This window comes from Myroides sp. ZB35 (genome assembly GCF_001865835.1).
In the GTDB taxonomy this organism is placed as follows: Bacteria; Bacteroidota; Bacteroidia; order Flavobacteriales; family Flavobacteriaceae; genus Flavobacterium; species Flavobacterium odoratimimum.
The window spans coordinates 90,436-110,907 of sequence record NZ_CP017769.1; the positions used below are offsets into that span (position 1 = coordinate 90,436).

The following is a 20,472-nucleotide window of genomic DNA, read 5'->3' on the forward strand; positions in this document are numbered from 1 at the left end:
AGCCTTATTCTATTAAATAGCTTCTACTAAACTTTCTTCCCTCAATTTTTTAGAGACATTCACCATCGCTATAAGCGCTTTTTCAGTCTCTTCCCAATGACGCGTTTTCAATCCACAGTCAGGGTTTACCCATAATTGTTTTGTTGGTATATAATTTTCTGCCTTTTTAATTAGATACAACATTTCTTCTTCTGTAGGTACACGTGGAGAGTGAATATCATATACTCCTGGTCCAATCTCATTTGGGTATTTAAATACCGCAAAAGCATCTAATAAATCCATCTGTGAACGAGAACACTCTATCGTAATCACATCTGCATCCATAGCCGCAATATGCTGTATAATATCGTTAAACTCAGAATAACACATATGAGTGTGAATCTGTGTTTCATTCTTCACTCCTGAAGCAGAAATTCTAAATGCTCTTACAGCCCACTCCAAATAACTATCCCATGCTGCTTTACGCAATGGTAAGCCTTCTCTTATCGCAGGCTCATCAATCTGAATGATTTCAATATTAGCACTTTCTAAATCTACTACTTCATCTCTAATTGCTAAAGCTATTTGAGTACAGGTCTCAGACCTAGGAATATCATTTCGTACAAAAGACCACTGTAATATCGTCACTGGCCCTGTCAACATTCCTTTTACTTTTTGTTTAGTCAATGACTGAGCATAAGCAGACCAAAATACTGTCAATGGCTTACTGCGATACACATCTCCATAAATAACAGGAGGTTTCACACATCTACTTCCATAACTCTGTACCCAACCATTCTGAGTAAATGTAAATCCTTCTAGCTGTTCTCCGAAGTACTCCACCATGTCATTGCGTTCAAACTCTCCATGTACTAATACATCTAGCCCTATTTCTTCTTGCCACTGTATAGCTCTAGCCGTCTCTTGTTTTAATAAATCTTCATACTGTTGCTCTGTAAGCTCTCCTTTTTTAAACTTAGCTCTCCACTGTCTTACTTCTGTCGTCTGTGGGAATGAACCGATTGTTGTTGTTGGAAATAAAGGAAGGTCTAATGCTTTATGTTGTAAGGGTTGTCTTGTACTAAACGGAGCTTTTCTTTGTGCATCTTGTGCTGTGATTCCTTGTACGCGTTTTTTGACTGCTTCATGATGTATTAATGCAGATGTACGTTTATTGTATTGAGCTATTTTATTCTCTTGATAAGCTGATACCCCCTCTCTATCTGCAACACTCGCTAACTTAGCTAAATCTACTACTTCCTGAACCTTTTGTTTAGCAAAAGCAAGCCATTGCTTGATTTCTGATGTTAATTTCACCTCTCCTTCTAAATCAATAGGACTGTGAAGTAAAGAACACGATGTTGCTATGATAATTGTCTCTTTCCCTCTTCGCTCAATAGCTTTATCTATCGATGTTAACGATTGTTCATAATCATTCTTCCAGATATTACGACCATCCACCACACCTAGTGACAACTTTAAACTAGACGGAGCCTTATTAAGTATCTCTTCTAGCTGCTCTTCATTACGCACTAGATCAATATGCAATACTTCTACTGGTAATGCCAATGCCAATGAAGCATTATCTTCTAACCCTCCAAAATAAGTAGCTACAATTACCTTAAGATCTGGAAAAGTAGATTGTATCGTATTGTAAAACGATGTGATTGTTTTTTTCTGTTCTTCTGTCAAGTCAAGCACTAGAAAAGGTTCATCAATTTGTATATATTGAACTCCTTCATCTGTCAGACGTTTTATTATTTCAAGATATACAGGTAATAAACTATCTGCTAAGCTCAATACATTAAAGTCTTGTTCTTTTACCTTACCTAATAGCAAATAAGAAACAAGACCTAAGATAACAGGCTTCGTCTCTATACCAATCTTTTTGGCTTCTTGATATTCCTCTACTACCTTTAGTGAAGTTAATTCAAACTGCTGTCCTTTATAAAACTCCGGTACGATATAGTGATAGTTAGTATCAAACCATTTTGTCATTTCCATAGCAGTAATATCAAATCCGCCTTTTTGATACCCTCTAGCCATCGCGAAGTATAAATCTAGTAAAGACAGACCTTCATTTGTACGGAGAGGCTGATACCTTTTAGGAATAGCTCCTAAGGTTAAACTCCAATCCAATACCTGATCATAAAATGAAAAGTCATTAGAAGGAATTAATGTAATACCTGCTGTCTTTTGTAATTGCCAATTTTGATGACGAATAGCTTGCGCAACCTGCTCTAACTCTTCTCTTTCAATTTTCTCAGCCCAATACTGTTCATTTGCTTTTTTCAGCTCTCTTTGGCCACCAATACGCGGATAGCCTAATACTTGTGTTTGCATTTTTCACAACTTTTTAAAATGGTTAATTAATCACTTAAAAAGTTCTCTCTTCCTAATGCATTACACGGTAGTGGGGAAACTCTAATAGATAAGGTATAGCTATACAATACTACTTCTATATAACATAGAAACAGTACATCATAGCATCAAACCTGACTTATAGCTCTTTACCGCGAAAGCATTGTCAATTCAAAAATGGCAGGTCTCCTGACTTATAACTACACTAATCGCCCTTCCCGATTTTATATCAGTGAGCATAATATGACTAGTATATTCAATGTTACTTACAGTTGCGCGACAGTTCGTGATTCTCACACGATTCCCTTTTAATCTACAGTTAAGTAAAACCTATTTTCGCTTGATGAAGTATTTCAAGAACAATTCATTAATTCTAAACAAAGATACAATTATAGAATATAAACACATAAAACTCTCATCAATTAAGAATAAATAACCATATAAACTATTATACAAGATTTTAATTCTATTATCATTACATTTGGTACTACTAAAACAAAATATTATTCTGATGCATAACCTAGATGAGACCGATTTAAAACTACTTCGAATACTGTGTGATAATTCTAACCTGACGACAAAAGAGATTGCTCAACAAGTAAACCTTTCTGCTACCCCAGTATTTGAGCGAATAAAACGACTAGAAAAAGAAGGTTTTATCAAAAAATATATTGCCTTAATAGATGCAGAAAAGTTAAATAAAGGCTTTATTGTATTCTGTAATATTAAGCTCAAACAGCATGAACGCCTTATCAATAACAAATTTGTTGAAGATATTATGCTAATAGACGAAGTTGTTGAATGTTATAATATATCAGGAGATTTTGACTTTATCCTAAAAGTATATGCTAATGATATGAAACACTACCAAGACTTTGTATTTAATAAACTTGCAATGGTAGACAGCATTGGTAGTACTCATAGCTCTTTTGTGATGAGAGAAATTAAGAACACTCACAACATTTCTTTTTAAATATTAAAAGAAATCAATTAAAACAAAAAAGCCACATCTCACGATGTGGCTCTCTCAATTAAAAAGTAGTAAAAAATCGACAAAGATTATTTGTCTAGAAAGACTCAATCTATTGACATAATCCAGTTTTATAAATAGTTTCCAAATTAGCACGATGATTAACTATCTAAAAGTAAAATGCCGACGAACAGATTGAGTCAAGTAATTAATAATCTACTATAAAGATTGTTCTCACTATAGTATCACTTTCATTACTTTATATATAAATGGAAAAAATTATTCTCTCCAACCTCCTCCTAATGCTTTATAAAGCTTAATAATGGCTTGCCATTCTAATAGTTGATCATTACTATGTGCTAATTGTGCATAAAGATGTGCTTGTTCTGAAGTCAATACATCTGTATAATTCGTTGATGAATGATACACTAATAACTTCTTTGTATAATCAACAGCTAAGGCTAACTTATCCACTTGTTGTTGTCTTATAGTCAGTTGCTCTCCTGCCATTTCATAAGCGTATAGTGCATCAGAGACCTCTTGCCCTGCTACTAACATTGCCTTTTGGAAGTTATACGCTTTCTCTTGATAACTTGCTTTCGCTATCTCTAACCTTGTTTTATTTTGTCTTTTATTAAAGATAGGCTGTAATAAACCTCCTGCTATATTAGCAAACAATCCTGTAGAAGTAAACCAATCTTTAAACTCGTAACTAGAGAATCCCGCTCCTCCTGTGATATTTAATGAAGGGTAGAATGCTCTCTTAGCCGCATTCACATCTTCAAAATAGGCTGCCAACTCATACTCTGCTGCCATCACATCAGGCCTATTCTTTAATAGATGTGCAGGTATCCCTATACTTGGTTCTATTGGTAGTTCTTGTACAGCTAAGTTAGCTCTATCTATTGTACCTACAGGTTTCCCTAATAGAACATTCAATGCATTTTCTACTTCTCTGATTTGGCGTTTCACACCAGGTAGTGTAGCCTCAGCGTCATAGTAGTTAGCTTCACTCTGTACCACAGCCGCACCTGTTACTACACTTGACTCCTTCAACTTTTGCATTGTTTCAACATCTACTTTTCTATTCACTATCGTCTTTTCGATAATAGTTTGTTGTTGATCTAACACCAATAATTGGTAATAATAATCCGCTATCTGAGCTACTATCTGAGTCTGTACTGCCTTTTGTCCTGCATCAGACTGTAACATTCTGTAATAAGCGGCACGCTTGCTACTCGCTAATTTCCCCCATACATCTATTTCCCAAGAAGTATTAGCGAATACATCATACTGCGTAGCATTTTTTACAAAACCAAACCCCTGAGGATAAGATAATCTTGATCTTTTCACTCCTCCACCTATACTTAAGTCAGGTAAGAAAGCAGCTTTAGATTGTTTTAATAACGCCTCTGAAGCATGTAGCCTTTCTATTCCCATCTTCAGGTCTAGGTTATTTTCTATTCCTTCTGTTATTAGCTCTTGTAGCTTTGCATCCTTAAACAAAGTTTGCCAAGGCATCATGCCTATACTTAATGTGTCCCCTTCTTGGGTATCTCGATAAAGCTCTTTTGCAGCAATATCTAAGTGCTGATAACTCTGTGTGGATTGGCATGAGGCCAACATCCCTATAGCCAGAGCACCTATATATATTTTATATGTCCATTTCATGATTCTTCTGATTTATCGCATTGACTTAAGTCATTGTGTAACGTATAAGTGCACCCTTAGATACACTTATACATTTCTCACTTTATAATTACACTTACTCTTGTTCTTCTAATACAGGAGCTCCACTTATTTTCTCTTGTAACGCCTGGAACACAACAAATAATGAAGGGATAACTAATACCCCGATCAGCGTACCAATCAACATTCCTCCTACCGCAGCTGTACCAATTGATTTATTACTCAATGCTCCTGCTCCTGTCGCCATCATCAGTGGTAATAATCCAAATATGAAAGCAAACGAAGTCATCAGAATAGGTCTTAGACGAATACGCGCCCCTTCTATAGCAGCCGCTGTAATAGACTGACCTGACTGTCTTCTCTGTAGGGCAAACTCTACAATCAGAATAGCATTCTTCGCTAATAAACCAATCAACATAATTAAGCTAATCTGTAAGAAAATATTGTTTTCTATTCCAAATAGCTTAGCGAAGATAAAAGCTCCTGCTAACCCTATCGGTAAAGAGAACAACACTGCCAATGGAAGTATATAACTCTTAAACTGAGCACTTAATAAGAAGTAAACGAATAAGATAGAAAGCACGAAAATAATAACAGTCTGATTACCACTACCACTCTCTTCTCTTGACAATCCTGAATACTCAAAACCATAACCTTGTGGCAAAGTCTGTGCTGCTACTTCTTCTATCGCACGTATAGCATCTCCAGAACTAAAACCTGGATTAGGGCTACCATTCACGAAAGCTGAGTTAAACAAATTAAAGCGCGTCAAGAACTCTGGACTGTACACTTTCTTCAGATCAATGAAGGTTGTGATAGGAGACATTACTCCTTGCTCATTCTTCACATATAGTTTATCGATAGCCTCTTTGTTCTCACGGAAATTAGGATCTGCTTGTATCATCACTTTATACTGCTTACCGAAGCGGTTAAAGTTCGTTGCATAAATACCTCCTAAATACCCTTGTAGTGTAGTCAGAATCTCTGTTACCCCTACTCCTGCCTCTTTTGCTTTTGCTACATTGACAGACACTTCATACTGTGGGAAGTTCGTATTAAAAGACGAAGTTGCATACATAATCTCAGGACGTTGATTTAACGCTCCTAAGAACCCTCCTATTATTTCTTCAAACTTCTTATAATCTCCACCTGTTTTATCTTGTAACTGTACTTCGAATCCTGAACTGTTACCAAATCCTTGTAGTGTAGGTGCTGCAAAGAATACAACATTAGCATCCTTAATATGCGCTGTCTTAGCAAATAATTGTCCTACTACACTGTGAATATTTTGCTCTGGATTAGGGCGATCTTTCCAGTGTTTTAACTTAATGAACTCTACAGCATACGAGCTACCATTCCCACTGAAGAAGTCCATACCTGCTAGTCGTGAAGTGAACTTCACCTCAGGTATGCTCATCGCGATACTATCGATCTCGTTAGAGATACGCTCAGTCTCTTCAAGAGAAGTAGAAGGAGCTAAGATAATATTACCGTAGATAGAAGCACTATCCTCATTAGGTACGAATCCTGTTGGTGTCGTTTTCGTTAAGAATACAAACAAGGCTCCGAATACAACGATACTTCCTAATGACAGCCATTTATTCTTATTCAAGAAGCCCAATACACCCACATAGCGATTAGTCATTCTGTCAAATGAACTATTAAAAGCTGATTTAAATCTATTGACAAAACCTCTTTTCTCCTCGTGTATACCTGACTCAGGTTTCAACATAATAGCACATAGCGCAGGACTCAGTGTCAAGGCATTAATAGCCGAAATCAAAATAGCGACAGCTAATGTGATACCAAATTCTTTATAAAATACCCCTACAGATCCTTCGATAAATGTAACAGGTACGAATACAGCTGACATCACTAACGTAATCGAAATAATAGCTGTAGTCAACTCATTCATCGCGCTCACTGTAGCCTTCTTCGCTGTCTCTGCTCCTTCATATAGCTTGGCATGTACTGCCTCTACTACGATGATGGCATCATCCACCACAATACCGATGGACAGTACTAGAGCAAAAAGAGTCAACAAGTTAATAGAGAAGCCAAATAAATTCAAGAAAAAGAACGTACCTACGATAGCTACTGGTACCGCTATAGCGGGTATCAAAGTAGAACGCCAATCCTGTAAGAACACTAATACTACTATGAACACTAATACAAATGCTTCTATTAAAGTCGCTATCAATTTATCAATAGAGGCTAATAAGAAATCATTAGAATTCGCATATACTTCGAATTTCGCACCCGCAGGCAAGTCTTTTTCTGCTTCTTTTAATAATTCTTCACATTGCTTAATAATCTCATGGGCATTAGACCCTGCCACCTGATTTACCGCGATATAAGTACCGTGCTGTTTATAAGCAGTCATGGTCATCGCATACGAGTAGGCTCCTAAGTCTATCTCTGCCACATCACTTAGGCGCAATATCTTACCTGTACCATTAGAACGGATAATAATATCTCCGAACTCCTCAGGTGTTTCTAATCGACCTGTGTATTTTAAAGCATACTGAAAACTCTGTCTGCTATTCTCTCCTACCTTACCTGGTGCTGCCTCTACGTTTTGCTCTTGTAACGCTTGTACGATATCACTTGGTGTAAGTCTGTAAGAAGCCATTGCGTTTGGCTTTAACCAGATACGCATACTGTACTCACGCCCTCCATAGATAGAGGCATCTCCGACTCCATTGATACGCTTGATCTTAGGTAGAATATTGATACGAGCATAGTTCTCTAAGAATGCCTGATCATATCTACTATCAGAGCTATACATTAAGAAACTGAATATCTCACTACTCAATCTCTTGGTTGTAGTCACCCCTTGTTTTATTACCTCTTCTGGCAATTGACTCATGGCTTGGCTCACACGGTTCTGCACGTTCACAGCTGCCATATCAGCGTCTGCTCCTTGTGTAAAAGTGATGGTAATAACAGCCGAACCATCATTACTCGCCTTTGAGTTCATATACGCCATATTCTCTACTCCATTAATCTGTTCTTCTAATGGAATAATCACACTCTTCATTACCGCCTCAGCATTTGCCCCTTGGTAGTTAGCAGTCACCTGTACTGTAGGTGGTGCTATCTCAGGATACTGTGTGATAGGTAATGAGAATAGTCCTAACAACCCTAGTATTACTATAATGATAGATATCACGGTAGATAATACTGGGTTTTCTATAAATCTTTTCAACATAATGCTATCCTCTATTACATTTTAATCTTCATTCCTTCACGTAGTCCTCCTATATCTGCACTTACGATTTTGTCTCCTGGTTTTAACCCACTTGTCACTACGAAGTATTGACTCGAAGGCACCTTCTCCATAACCTTAATTTCTGTGCTAGTCACTACACCCTCTGCATTAGCCACATAAATAAAACGCTTTCCTTGCACTTCAAAAGTCGCCTTCTGAGGAACTAGGATAGCTTCACTTACACTCTCGTGTACACGAATGGTAGCACTATTTCCACTTCTCAATATTCCCTGTGGATTAGTAAACACAGCTCTGAAGTTCACACTTCCAGTACGAGGGTCTACTTGTCCACTCACTGTATTTATCTTTCCTTTCTGATTGTATTCACTTCCATTCGCTAATAAAAGAGATACTTCAGGCATACTCGCGAGTCTCTGTTCTAGAGTTTGTTCTCCTCCTTTTTGCATAAAGTCGATAAACTCTTTTTCATTCATAGAGAAGTAAGCATTGATACTTCCTATCTCAGATACTGTAGTTAGAGGTTCTGGTGAAGCGCTACTTACCAGTGCTCCCACTTTATAAGGGATTAACCCGATAACTCCATCAAAGGGAGCTACCACCTGCGTATATCCCACATTAGCCTGTGCACTATTTAAGTTTGCTTTAGCTTGTGCTAGTTGTGCTTCTTTACTTCTTAATGCATACTCTGCAGACTCTAACTCATAGTTACTGATAATACCTTCACTCACTAGTGGTTTAGCTTTAGCTACTTGCATACGAGCGTTGTTTAACTCTGCCTCTGCATTTTTTATAGAAGCCACCGCTGCCACACTCTCTTCGTGATATTGTGGAGCGTAGATTTTGAATAAGGGTTGCCCTTTTTTGACTGTTTGTCCTTCATCCACATAGATTGTCTCCACGAAACCATCAATTTTTGGACGCAATTCTACATCTTTTATCCCTTGTAACACCACTGGATAATCTGTAAATAAATTAGCTTGCTCCGCTTTTATTGAAAGTACAGGATACTGCTCGACTTGACCGTCTCCTCCCCATTCTGCTTCTTGTTTTTTATCTTGACATGCCCATAATAAGGCGATTGTAGTAAGACCTAAAAAAGTAGATGTTTTTTTCATCTTTAACTATTTATTATTGATTGAACTATTGCGTTAAGTAGTAGCACTATTTCTATTTAAACCCGTGGCAAATGTATTATCTAAACAAAATGAGGTAAAGGGGTAAAAAGTAGATTTTTTAGTCAAAAGGTAAGATTATAGAAATCAAGAAGTATCTCCCTTAAGTACAAAACACATTATTTCTCTTCCCTACCGCACTATGCCCTAGCTTATAAAAGAATATAATACACAGCCATTAGGCTACTATTAACATGAGGCAAAATTCCATCAATGAGCACTAGCACACAAGCACTATAACACGGTATAGATGTTCAAAATGTCGGATTTCAAACATTTAACTATAATCGTTCTAAATAAGTTAATTTTAGCCAATAAGTAAGTTTCAGCCACTTATCCCTTCTATTTATAGTTCTTAAAAAATGGGAAACACTTTTTTTAAATAATCTACTTATTACTACCTATTTATAGCAATAAAACACTTTTTTAATCTCTATTTTTTCTTAAAAGGGATCTATTAGGCTAATTCTAGCCATAAATAGTAAAAAAGAGATTCACTTTTTTGAAGAACAAAAACACTTAAACCACTACTAACCAACACAATAATATCTATTCCTATTTTTATCTGATAAAGCACTATCTCCTCTCATCCCTTATATAACCTAGCATTCATACTAATTCCTTCGACAAAACATGGAGAATACCCCGATAATGGTGGAGCTAAAATGGGCTTTGTCGAGGAATACTTCTTTTATTCTCCCAGTATTTTCCAATCATTTCATTTAGAGAAAAACACAGTGCTCAATTATGAATCACTTAATGATCATTCACAATATTCAATAAATAGGTTAACAAAATGGAGAACTAGAGAAAAGAAGGCAATGGACTTCTATTAATTGGCAATGCATTCTTATCTCTTATAACAAGAATGGGATACGCTATAAAAAAGTAATACTATTATCAATAAAAAGATGATAACGCTCTTATAAGTAATTCCTCTTATAAACTGTGACGATAAGCACTAGGACTAATACTGCTATACTTTTTAAAGTATTTGCCAAAGGTACTCTGGTCGCTGAAGTGAAGTATCTCTGCGATGATTCCTATAGAGAGGTTTTGGTCTTGTAGTAAGATTTTAGCTTCTAAGACTACTTGATTTTGGATCCACTCACTAGCAGTCAGTCCCGTTTCTGATGAGATTACTTGACTTAGATATTTAGGATGTACATGAAGATAGTCAGCGTAGTACTGTACACTTCTGTGTTCTTTACAGTGCTTACCTACTGCTTCTCTAAACTTAAGAGCTAGTTTATGTAAACTTTTGGTCACATTACCATATTTCTCATACAGATACGCTACTTCGTTAATCATACTGTAGATTACTCCTCTGATGACCTCTGTATGAAAAGAGTTGGTTGAATTATGATAGAGATCTATGACCTTAAACATGGTTTTAAAACTCTCAAACTCCTTAGAATCTAACTGTGTGACACAACCTCCTAGACTAGATAAATCCGAAAAAGAAGCGAGTACATTATTCTCTACTAACTTATCTTGTAAGAAATCTTCTGAGAATAAGATTGTCATCATCTCATAGGTACGACGAGTCTTGTCCCATCTCTTAATTGATGTAGTATCTGCAAAAATAATGGCAGGCCCCTTGATAGTATACTCTGTAAGATCGATATAGAAGGTAATCTCTCCTTCTTCTAAAAGCCCTATTCCATAATAATTAGACCGATATGGCTCTGCCGGATAGTATGCTAGATTAATAAATGGCATATAGATATAGTGCTCCTGAGTCTCTAATTCTTTGAAACTATTCTTTAAGCGATCTAAGGTTTCCCATTTAATATTCTTCATTTCTAGTCTAGCTGATAGGCAAAAATAGAAAGTTATTTAGAATAATTTCGTTTTTTGATACTTCTTGTACCTCATTGCCTCACTACATTTATTCGTATAAAATCTGTAACTCCATAGCATGAGAAACGACTCTCAAAAAAAATATCGTTATATTTGCTTTATCATTAAAATAACCTCAACACAAAAAATAAAAGATATGAAAACAATAGGATGGATAGGATTAGGAAATATGGGAACCCCTATGGCGCACAATCTTTTAAAGGCAGGTTATAAACTAAACTTCTATAGAAGAGACAATGCTAAAACTTCTCCACTTATCGCTGAAGGAGCTACTCCTATAGAAGATCTTACAGACTTTATCGCTAAGACAGATATTATCTTTCTAACACTGCCTGATGATAAAATAGTAGTAAGTACTTTTGAGCAAATTCTCACTACGGATCTAAAGGGAAAAACATTCGTTAACAGTAGTACAATATCGCCTACATTAGCTGAAAAACTATACCAACAAGTACAAGAGAAAGAGGCTTTCTATCTAGATGCTCCTGTATCAGGAAGTGTAAAACCTGCGATAGATGGTACACTCTTATTCTTAGTGGGTGGTGATCTAGAAGATCATTTGACTTGCGAACCTCTTTTTGAAGTAATGGGTAAAAGCCATTATTACTTAGGAACGGCAGGTAGTGGTAGCAAAGCTAAATTAGCAATTAACTACTATATGTCTGTAGTAGTACAAGGGCTAGCAGAGACTGTACTATACGCAGAACAGAATGGAATAAAAAGAGAGATGATGACTGCTATCGTAAATGATAGTGCATGTGGCTCTGGTATGAGTAAGATAAAGACCCCTGCTATACTAGAAGATAACTATCCTGCTGCATTTCCACTAAAATTTATGCTAAAGGACATTCGCCTAGCACAAGATGCAGGATGGAATACTACACTGACACAAGCTGCTGAACAAGCGTATGCAAAAGCAAGTGAACAAGGATTAGCCGAACAAGACTTAATGGCGGTAATCAAAGCCATTCAATAATTATATATTAACAAACCTCAATCTAATACAGATGACGCACTTACAAGAAGTAATCGAAAAGGCGTGGGACGACCGCTCACTATTACAAGATCAAAACACTCAAAATACTATTCGTGAAGTTATAGAGCTGATTGACAGTGGTAAATTGCGTGTAGCTGAACCTAAGGGAACAGAATGGCAAATCAATGAATGGGTAAAGAAGGCAGTAGTGCTATACTTCCCTATTCAAAAGATGGAAACTTTAGAAACTGGTATCTTCGAATACCACGATAAAATGCCTCTAAAGAAGAATTATGCTGCAAAGGGAATCAGAGTAGTACCTAATGCTGTGGCTCGTCATGGAGCTTATATCTCATCAGGTGTTATCCTTATGCCTTCTTATGTGAATATAGGTGCTTATGTAGATGAAGGAACGATGGTAGATACATGGGCTACTGTTGGATCTTGTGCTCAGATAGGTAAACATGTTCACTTATCAGGTGGTGTAGGTATCGGAGGAGTACTAGAACCTCTACAGGCTGCGCCTGTTATTATTGAGGACAATGCATTCATCGGATCGCGTTGTATCGTAGTAGAAGGTGTTCGTGTAGGGAAAGAAGCTGTATTAGGTGCTAATGTAGTACTAACAGCATCTACTAAAATTATAGATGTAACAGGAGATACTCCTAAAGAAATAAAAGGATATGTACCGGAGCGCTCTGTAGTGATACCTGGTTCGTATACAAAACAATTCCCTGCTGGTGAGTTCCAAGTACCTTGTGCGTTAATCATCGGACAGAGAAAACCATCTACAGATCTTAAAACATCTCTAAACGATGCTTTAAGAGAATATAATGTAGCTGTATAAATACTAAATATACCATTACTATCATAAAACAGAGTACTTTTGTGCTCTGTTTTTATTTATTAAAAAAAGTTTTTATTATTGATTATGAGTAAATTATTTTCTCAAAATTGTATCCTATTCTTTAAAAGATTTCTTTTAATCTTCTTCTTTTATCAAGTATGTAGAGTAGGTTTCTATTTTTACAATTCACACTTATTAGATCCTTGGGATTTAAAGGTATTCCTTGGAGGTGTTCGATTTGACTTAGCGGCACTAGGATTTATTAATATGGCATTCGCCTTATTACACTTATTCCCTGGTAAATTTCAAAATAACAAAGGATATCAACAGTTCTTATTTTACAGTTTCTACTTAGTGAATATATTCATACTATGTCTAAACTTTGTAGACTACGAATACTTTAGATTTATCAGTAGACGTAGTTCTTATGCCTTTATCACTGCCTCTGGTATGGAACAAGAATTACCAGGATTATTAAAGAATTTCATTGTAGACTACTGGTGGATACCAGTCTATATGTTCTTATCCTTCGTAATATTCTGGTTGATATACAGAAAGATAGATTACAAAATCAAAAGCAGTAAATTCAATATTAAAGATACTGTCGTGATGGTATTAGTAATAGGAATCATGCTAGTATTAGGTCGTGGGGGATTACAACGCAAACCTATTCGTCTAGTAGATGCATCTCAATATGGAGGATTAAAAAATACAGCTCTAGTCTTAAACACTCCATTCTCTGTATTAAAAACAATGGGAAGAAACGAAAACTTAGAAGAGGTAAACTTCTATACTGAAGCTGAACTAGACCAGGTATTTAATCCTGTACAAGAGTTCAAATATGACAGTATTAATAAAAAGAATGTTGTCTTGTTAATCGTTGAAAGTTTCGGTAGAGAAACGATGCATAGAGGATTGACTCCATTTATGGATTCGCTAGCGCAGAATAGTCATTTCTTCGAAAATGCATTCGCTAATGGTAAAGTATCTATCGATGCTGTACCATCGTCTATCTCTAGTATTCCTAGCTTAATGAATAGAACGTTTATTTCGTCTAGCTATGCATTAAACGACGTATATACACTACCTAAAATATTAAAAGAAAATGGATATCACACTGCGTTCTTCCATGGTGCGTTCAACGGTAGTCAAAACTTCGATCAATATGCTAATGTAGCAGGTTTTGATGAATATTATGGAAAGAATGAATACGAAGGCCCTGATGCATTTGACGGAACTTGGGGTGTATTTGATGAAGAGTTTTTACAGTTCTATATCAAACAATTAGACCGATTCAAGAAACCTTTTTTTACTACTCTATTCACAATTTCGTCACATAACCCATATACTATCCCTGAGAAGTATAAAGGTAAATTCCCTAAAGGAGAAGCAGACATCCACGAATCAATCGCCTATGCTGATTATTCTCTTAAAAAGTTCTTCGAAACTGCAAAAAATAAAGAGTGGTATAACAATACTATTTTTATTATTACTGCAGACCATACCTGTGCAGAACCTATAGAAGATGAATGGAAAACGAATGTAGGTAAATTCCGTATTCCTATCTTGTTCTTTGCTCCTAATGACCCAAGTATAACAACTGAAAAAGTAGAGAAGAACTTCCAACAGATCGATATCCTACCAAGTTTACTGGACTATCTACAGATTAATACTAAGATTATTACTTATGGTAAATCTTATAAATCTGATCAAGACTTTGTAGTAAACTACTTAGATAATATCTATAACTATGAAAAAGGAGATTATTACTTAGCTTTTGACGGGAAGAAAACCTTAGGTCTATACAACTGGAAAAAAGATCCTCTACTAAAGCAAAACCTGATGAATACAGAGGCTGCAAAAAGAGAAGAGATGGAAAAATTCATCAAAGCATATATACAGTCCTTTAATTCTAGAGTTAAAAACAATCAATTGACTGTGAAATAATATTATAATAACCTTACATTTAACAATTATCTTTAGAGAACAAATAGATCATGGCAATTAGTGGACTTGTAATAACATTTAACGAAGAAAAAAACATTGGAAAATGTTTGGATTCATTATTTCAATATTGTGAAGAAGTAATCATTATAGATTCAAATAGTACAGATAAAACAGTGGAAATAGCTAAAAATAAAGGAGCTAAAGTTTATTCTCAAGCATACCTAGGCGACGGTCCCCAGCGAACTTATGGATTACAATATTGTAAAAACGATTGGATTATGAACTTAGATGCTGATGAATTTTTGGATCAAGATGCATTAACTTTCATTTCGAAAAAATCTTATGAGAATAATACTTATGATGCTTATAAATTCAGAGTCAAAAACTTTTTAGGAAATAAGTTAATTAACTTCTCTGGGTGGTATCCTGATTCAAAGATTCGCTTTTTTAATAAAAAAACAGCCTATCCTTCAGATCATATGGCTCACCAACATATTATAGCAACAAATGAAAAGAGCATCAACGTCCATATTTTACACTATGGATGGAGCTCTTATAAACAAGTTATAGACAAAAAAAATCAATACTCTACTTGGGCTGCTCAACAACTTTTTGATGAAGGCAAAAAAGTTTCTTCGTTTAAACCTATTTTAAACGGTATTGTAGCCTTCATTAGATGTTATTTCTTTAAAAAAGGAATTTTTAATGGAATAGATGGTCTTGCATTTGCTCTAATTCAATCTTTCTTTTCTTTTATGAAATATACTAAATTAATTAACTTGCATAAGCAATAAAGCAGCTTTTATTCTGTTACTATTACTAAATACATTCATCATTTAAATTATTACAATGATCAATAAATTGACTCTTTTAATCCCGACTAAAAATGAAGAAGACAAGATTAAACAGTGTATTTTATCTGCTAAAGACATTGTAAGTGAAATTATAGTTATAGATTCTTATAGTCAAGATAATACTGTAAGCATTGCTGAAGGCTTAGGGGCAAAAGTTATACAACGCAAATTTGACAACTTCTCGAATCAAAAGAATTATGCTATACCTCATGCTAAAAATGATTGGATATTATTATTAGATGCAGATGAACAATTAACAGAAGACCTTAAACAAGAGATACAAGTCCTGATAAATAACGATAACATAAATAATCACGAAGCTTATTGGGTATATAGATCGAACTACTTCTTTAATCAACTTATACATTATTCTGGATATCAGAAAGACAAAGTTATCCGTCTATTTAATAAGCACAAATGTTCATATAAAAACTATGTTCATGAGAACTTAGTCGTAGATGGCACTATAGGCTTTTTAAAAAATAAACTATATCATAATACATATAGAGGATTTGACATTCATATTCAAAAACTTAATCAATATGCAACTCTACAAGCAGAGGATTATAATAAACGAACAGGTAAATTAACTCTATATCATTTTATTCTTAAACCAGCGTTTAGATTCTTAAAACACTATTTTATTCAACAAGGATTTAGAGATGGTGTACCAGGATTAATATTATCTGTTTTAAACAGTTACGCAACCTTCCTTAGATATGTAAAACTATGGATGTTAAGAAATGATATCAAATCATAACAAAGAAAGATTATAGAGTTGTCTATAATCTTTCTTTGTTAAAATGAGTTTATTGAATTAAAAATTAAGAGTAAAATATTAAGTTTTAAAATCTTGTTTTTTTAGTCTATTTTTGTGCATTACAACAACAACTAAATATTCTTAACGTAATGATTCATTTCTTCGAAAACCCTTCGAGAAAGTTCTACACTGTACAAGTGGAGAACAACTTATCTAATGAAGATATCCAAAAGTTAAATTGGTTATTTGGCAATGCCAAGCACATTAACGAGAAAACAATCAATGCTAAATTTGTCGGTCCACGCGCTACGATGGTTACTCCATGGAGTACGAATGCAGTAGAGATTACTCAAAATATGGGGATCAATGGAATTATCCGTATTGAAGAGTTTGTAAAAGCTGAAGACAGTGACGCATTTGACCCTATGTTACTACAAGAGTTTGATGCACTTCACCAAGACATCTTTACTATCAACATTGCTCCTGAAGCAATTAACTACATTGAAGACATCGCTAAATACAATGCACAAGAAGGTTTAGCTTTAAATGAAGAAGAAATTACTTACCTAAATGAATTATCTACTAAACTTGGACGTAAGTTAACTGACTCTGAAGTATTCGGATTCTCTCAAGTTAACTCTGAGCACTGTCGTCACAAGATATTTAATGGTACATTCATCATTGATGGAGAAGAACAACCTACTTCCCTATTCAAATTAATTAGAAATACATCTGAGACAAATCCTAATGATATTGTTTCGGCTTATAAAGATAACGTTGCTTTCATAAAAGGTCCTAAGGTAACCCAGTTTGCTCCTAAATCAGCAGACAAGCCTGACTTCTACGCAGAGACTGAGTTTGACTCTGTGATCTCATTAAAAGCAGAAACGCATAACTTCCCTACTACAGTAGAGCCTTTTAACGGTGCTGCTACTGGATCAGGAGGAGAGATTCGCGACCGTTTAGCTGGTGGACAAGGTTCATTGCCATTAGCAGGTACTGCTATCTATATGACATCATACTCTCGCTTAGAAGAAAACCGCCCTTGGGAACAAGCGATGGACGAAAGAGCGTGGTTATACCAAACTCCTATTGATATCTTAATCAAAGCTTCTAATGGTGCTTCTGACTTTGGTAACAAATTTGGACAACCATTAATCACAGGTTCTATCCTTACATTCGAACATGAAGAAGACGCTCGTAAACTTGGATTTGACAAGGTGATTATGCAAGCTGGAGGTATTGGATATGGTAAACTTGACCAAGCATTAAAATACAAGCCATCTGAAGGTGACCAAGTGGTAATCTTAGGTGGTGAGAACTACAGAATCGGTATGGGAGGTGCAGCAGTATCTTCTGCTAATACAGGTGCTTTTGGTTCAGGTATTGAGTTAAATGCCATCCAACGTTCTAACCCTGAGATGCAAAAACGTGCTGCTAATGCTATCCGTGCGATGGTAGAAGCTGAACACAACCCTATCGTATCTATTCACGATCACGGTGCGGGTGGACACTTAAACTGTCTTTCTGAGTTAGTAGAAGAAACAGGTGGAAACATCAACTTAGATGCTTTACCAGTAGGTGACCCTACTCTATCTGCTAAAGAAATTATTGGTAATGAGTCTCAAGAAAGAATGGGATTAGTTATTGGTCAAAAAGACATCGATACTTTAGCGAAGATTGCTGAGAGAGAACGTGCTCCGATGTACACTGTAGGTGAGATTACAAATGATCACCGCTTTACGATAGAGTCTAAAACTAAAGGTGATAAACCAATGGACTTCGCTATCGAAGATATGTTCGGTAGTTCTCCTAAAACAATCATGGATGATAAAACTATCAACCGTGTATATGCTGATTTAGATTACTCTGTAAACAAAGTAGAAGAATACTTAAACCAATTATTACAATTAGAGGCTGTAGCTTCTAAAGATTGGTTAACAAATAAAGTAGACCGTTGTGTTGGTGGTCGTGTGGCTAAACAACAATGTACTGGTCCATTACAATTGCCATTAAACAATTTAGGTGCTATGGCACTTGACTACAAAGGTAAAGAAGGTATCGCTACTACTGTAGGACACGCTCCTATCGTAGCAATCATAGATCCTGCTGCAGGTAGTAGAAACGCTATCGCAGAGGCTTTATCTAATATCGTTTGGGCTCCGCTAAAAGAAGGTATCAAGAACGTTTCTTTATCTGCTAACTGGATGTGGGCATGTAACAATGCTGGAGAAGATGCTCGTCTATACAAAGCCGTAAAAGCTTGTTCAGACTTCGCTATCGAATTAGGAATCAATATCCCTACAGGGAAAGATTCTTTATCGATGAAGCAGAAGTACCCAAATGATGAAGTAATCGCTCCTGGTACGGTTATTATCTCTGCAGCGGCTAACTGTACTGATATTACGAAAATAGTAGAACCTACTTTAAAGAAAAATGCTGGTTCTATTTACTATATCAACTTGTCTAAAGATAGCTTCAAATTAGGAGGTTCTTCTTTTGCACAAGTATTAAACAAAATCGGTCAAGAAGTTCCTACTATCACTGATGCTACTTACTTTAAGAATGCATTTAATGCTATTCAAGAATTAGTAGCGAATGAGCAAATCGCTGCTGGACACGATATCGGAAGTGGAGGTTTAGTTACTTCTCTTTTAGAAATGACGTTTGCAGATGTAAACTTAGGAGCTAAGTATGACTTAAATGCTCTTAACGAAAAAGATACTGTAAAAGCGTTATTCAACGAGAACATCGCACTTATCGTTCAAGCAAAAGACGATGCTACTTTAGAACAAGCTTTAGCTACTAAAGGTGTTATCGCTACTAAGATAGGTACTGTAACTACAGATGAACAAGTATCATTCACTAATGGCGCAGATCACTTTACATTTAGCGTGCCTGCTATCAGAGATACTTGGGCTAAAACGTCTTACTTATTAGACCAAAAACAAACGAAAAACAACAAAGCAACAGATCGTTATAACAACTATAAAGTACAGCCTTTAAACTTCAGCTTCCCTGCTCAGTTTGACGGTAAAAAACCTGTAGTTGACGCTTCTAAACCAAGACCTAAAGCGGCTATTATCCGTGAGAAAGGTAGTAACTCTGAAAGAGAGGTTGCTAATGCTATGTTCTTAGCTGGTTTTGATGTAAAAGACGTTCACATGACTGACCTTATCTCAGGAAGAGAAACATTAGAAGACATCCAATTTATCGGAGCTGTAGGTGGATTCTCTAACTCTGACGTATTAGGATCCGCTAAAGGATGGGCTGGTGCATTTATGTACAACGAGAAAGCGAATACAGCACTGAAAAACTTCTTTGCTCGTCAAGATACTTTATCTGTAGGTATCTGTAATGGATGTCAGTTGTTTATGGAGTTAGAATTAATCAACCCTGAACACAAAGTACATGGTAAGATGCAACACAATGACTCTCAAAAACACGAGAGTAACTTTACATCTGTAACAATCCAAGAAAACAACTCTATCATGCTTTCTACTTTAGCTGGAAGTACATTAGGAGTGTGGATCTCTCACGGTGAAGGTAAATTCAACTTACCTGAGACAGAAGATCAATACAATATCGTAGCGAAGTACGCTTATGATGCTTACCCTGCTAACCCTAATGGTTCTGACTTTAACACAGCGATGATGTGTGATACTACAGGACGCCATTTAGTAATGATGCCTCATATCGAGCGTTCATTATTCCAATGGCACTGGGCTAACTATCCAGAAGGAAGAAAAGATGAAGTTTCTCCTTGGATGGAAGCATTCGTTAATGCACGCAAGTGGATTGAAGAAAACAACGCTAAATAAT

Annotated in this window: 12 protein-coding genes and 1 riboswitch; of the genes, 7 read left to right on the forward strand and 5 right to left on the reverse strand. The window is 35.8% G+C overall.

Annotation, left to right across the window (positions count from 1 at the left end; all coding sequences use genetic code 11):
• Nucleotides 1-12: 12 nt before the first annotated feature.
• Nucleotides 13-2,322: a 5-methyltetrahydropteroyltriglutamate--homocysteine S-methyltransferase gene (metE, locus tag BK054_RS00425; protein ID WP_071306859.1), complete on the reverse strand. Its 2,310-nt coding sequence runs from the start codon at nt 2,320-2,322 to the stop codon at nt 13-15.
• A gap of 179 nt (nt 2,323-2,501) precedes the next feature.
• Nucleotides 2,502-2,689: riboswitch (cobalamin riboswitch) on the reverse strand.
• 162 nt (nt 2,690-2,851) lie between these two features.
• On the opposite strand from metE, the gene BK054_RS00430 reads away from it, so the two are divergent.
• The gene (locus tag BK054_RS00430; RefSeq protein ID WP_006258641.1) at nt 2,852-3,313 is read left to right on the forward strand and encodes an Lrp/AsnC family transcriptional regulator; all 462 of its coding nucleotides are present in this window, start codon (nt 2,852-2,854) and stop codon (nt 3,311-3,313) included.
• Between the two features lie 276 nt (nt 3,314-3,589).
• Here BK054_RS00430 and BK054_RS00435 read toward each other — a convergent pair whose 3' ends face one another.
• The 4 genes from BK054_RS00435 to BK054_RS00450 all read right to left on the reverse strand — a co-directional run bounded on the left by BK054_RS00435 (nt 3,590) and on the right by BK054_RS00450 (nt 11,206).
• The gene (locus BK054_RS00435; protein WP_071306860.1) at nt 3,590-4,981 is read right to left on the reverse strand and encodes a TolC family protein; all 1,392 of its coding nucleotides are present in this window, start codon (nt 4,979-4,981) and stop codon (nt 3,590-3,592) included.
• 94 nt (nt 4,982-5,075) lie between these two features.
• Nucleotides 5,076-8,210: an efflux RND transporter permease subunit gene (locus tag BK054_RS00440; RefSeq protein WP_071306861.1), complete on the reverse strand. Its 3,135-nt coding sequence runs from the start codon at nt 8,208-8,210 to the stop codon at nt 5,076-5,078.
• Between the two features lie 14 nt (nt 8,211-8,224).
• The gene (locus BK054_RS00445; RefSeq protein ID WP_025124660.1) at nt 8,225-9,346 is read right to left on the reverse strand and encodes an efflux RND transporter periplasmic adaptor subunit; all 1,122 of its coding nucleotides are present in this window, start codon (nt 9,344-9,346) and stop codon (nt 8,225-8,227) included.
• 996 nt (nt 9,347-10,342) lie between these two features.
• Nucleotides 10,343-11,206 (reverse strand): helix-turn-helix domain-containing protein, encoded by an 864-nt coding sequence (locus BK054_RS00450; protein WP_006258645.1) that lies wholly within the window; start codon nt 11,204-11,206, stop codon nt 10,343-10,345.
• 196 nt (nt 11,207-11,402) lie between these two features.
• Here BK054_RS00450 and BK054_RS00455 point away from each other — a divergent pair, with 196 nt between their 5' ends.
• From BK054_RS00455 to purL, 6 genes are all read left to right on the forward strand, one after another.
• On the forward strand, nt 11,403-12,242 hold the full coding sequence (locus tag BK054_RS00455) for an NAD(P)-dependent oxidoreductase (RefSeq protein WP_071306862.1): 840 nt from the start codon (nt 11,403-11,405) through the stop codon (nt 12,240-12,242).
• Nucleotides 12,243-12,273: 31 nt separating this feature from the next.
• Nucleotides 12,274-13,089, forward strand: a complete 816-nt coding sequence (locus BK054_RS00460) for a 2,3,4,5-tetrahydropyridine-2,6-dicarboxylate N-succinyltransferase (RefSeq protein WP_071306863.1) — start codon at nt 12,274-12,276, stop codon at nt 13,087-13,089.
• Nucleotides 13,090-13,167: 78 nt separating this feature from the next.
• Nucleotides 13,168-15,036: an LTA synthase family protein gene (locus BK054_RS00465; RefSeq protein ID WP_081048712.1), complete on the forward strand. Its 1,869-nt coding sequence runs from the start codon at nt 13,168-13,170 to the stop codon at nt 15,034-15,036.
• A gap of 50 nt (nt 15,037-15,086) precedes the next feature.
• Nucleotides 15,087-15,830, forward strand: coding sequence for a glycosyltransferase family 2 protein (locus tag BK054_RS00470; protein ID WP_006258649.1), 744 nt, complete (start codon nt 15,087-15,089; stop codon nt 15,828-15,830).
• Between the two features lie 55 nt (nt 15,831-15,885).
• Complete coding sequence (locus BK054_RS00475) at nt 15,886-16,650, forward strand: glycosyltransferase family 2 protein (protein ID WP_006258650.1); 765 nt, start codon at nt 15,886-15,888, stop codon at nt 16,648-16,650.
• 149 nt (nt 16,651-16,799) lie between these two features.
• Entirely contained in the window at nt 16,800-20,471 is a 3,672-nt protein-coding gene (gene purL, locus BK054_RS00480) for a phosphoribosylformylglycinamidine synthase (RefSeq protein WP_071306864.1), read from the forward strand.
• The last annotated feature ends 1 nt before the right edge of the window (nt 20,472 follow it).

Excerpts from the sequence above, each read along its gene's own strand:
- metE (WP_071306859.1), bottom strand. The coding sequence starts at position 2,322 with ATGCAAACACAAGTATTAGGCTATCCGCGTATTGGTGGCCAAAGAGAG.
- BK054_RS00430 (WP_006258641.1), top strand. The coding sequence starts at position 2,852 with ATGCATAACCTAGATGAGACCGATTTAAAACTACTTCGAATACTGTGT.
- BK054_RS00435 (WP_071306860.1), bottom strand. The coding sequence starts at position 4,981 with ATGAAATGGACATATAAAATATATATAGGTGCTCTGGCTATAGGGATG.
- BK054_RS00440 (WP_071306861.1), bottom strand. The coding sequence starts at position 8,210 with ATGTTGAAAAGATTTATAGAAAACCCAGTATTATCTACCGTGATATCT.
- BK054_RS00445 (WP_025124660.1), bottom strand. The coding sequence starts at position 9,346 with ATGAAAAAAACATCTACTTTTTTAGGTCTTACTACAATCGCCTTATTA.
- BK054_RS00450 (WP_006258645.1), bottom strand. The coding sequence starts at position 11,206 with ATGAAGAATATTAAATGGGAAACCTTAGATCGCTTAAAGAATAGTTTC.
- BK054_RS00455 (WP_071306862.1), top strand. The coding sequence starts at position 11,403 with ATGAAAACAATAGGATGGATAGGATTAGGAAATATGGGAACCCCTATG.
- BK054_RS00460 (WP_071306863.1), top strand. The coding sequence starts at position 12,274 with ATGACGCACTTACAAGAAGTAATCGAAAAGGCGTGGGACGACCGCTCA.
- BK054_RS00470 (WP_006258649.1), top strand. The coding sequence starts at position 15,087 with ATGGCAATTAGTGGACTTGTAATAACATTTAACGAAGAAAAAAACATT.
- BK054_RS00475 (WP_006258650.1), top strand. The coding sequence starts at position 15,886 with ATGATCAATAAATTGACTCTTTTAATCCCGACTAAAAATGAAGAAGAC.
- purL (WP_071306864.1), top strand. The coding sequence starts at position 16,800 with ATGATTCATTTCTTCGAAAACCCTTCGAGAAAGTTCTACACTGTACAA.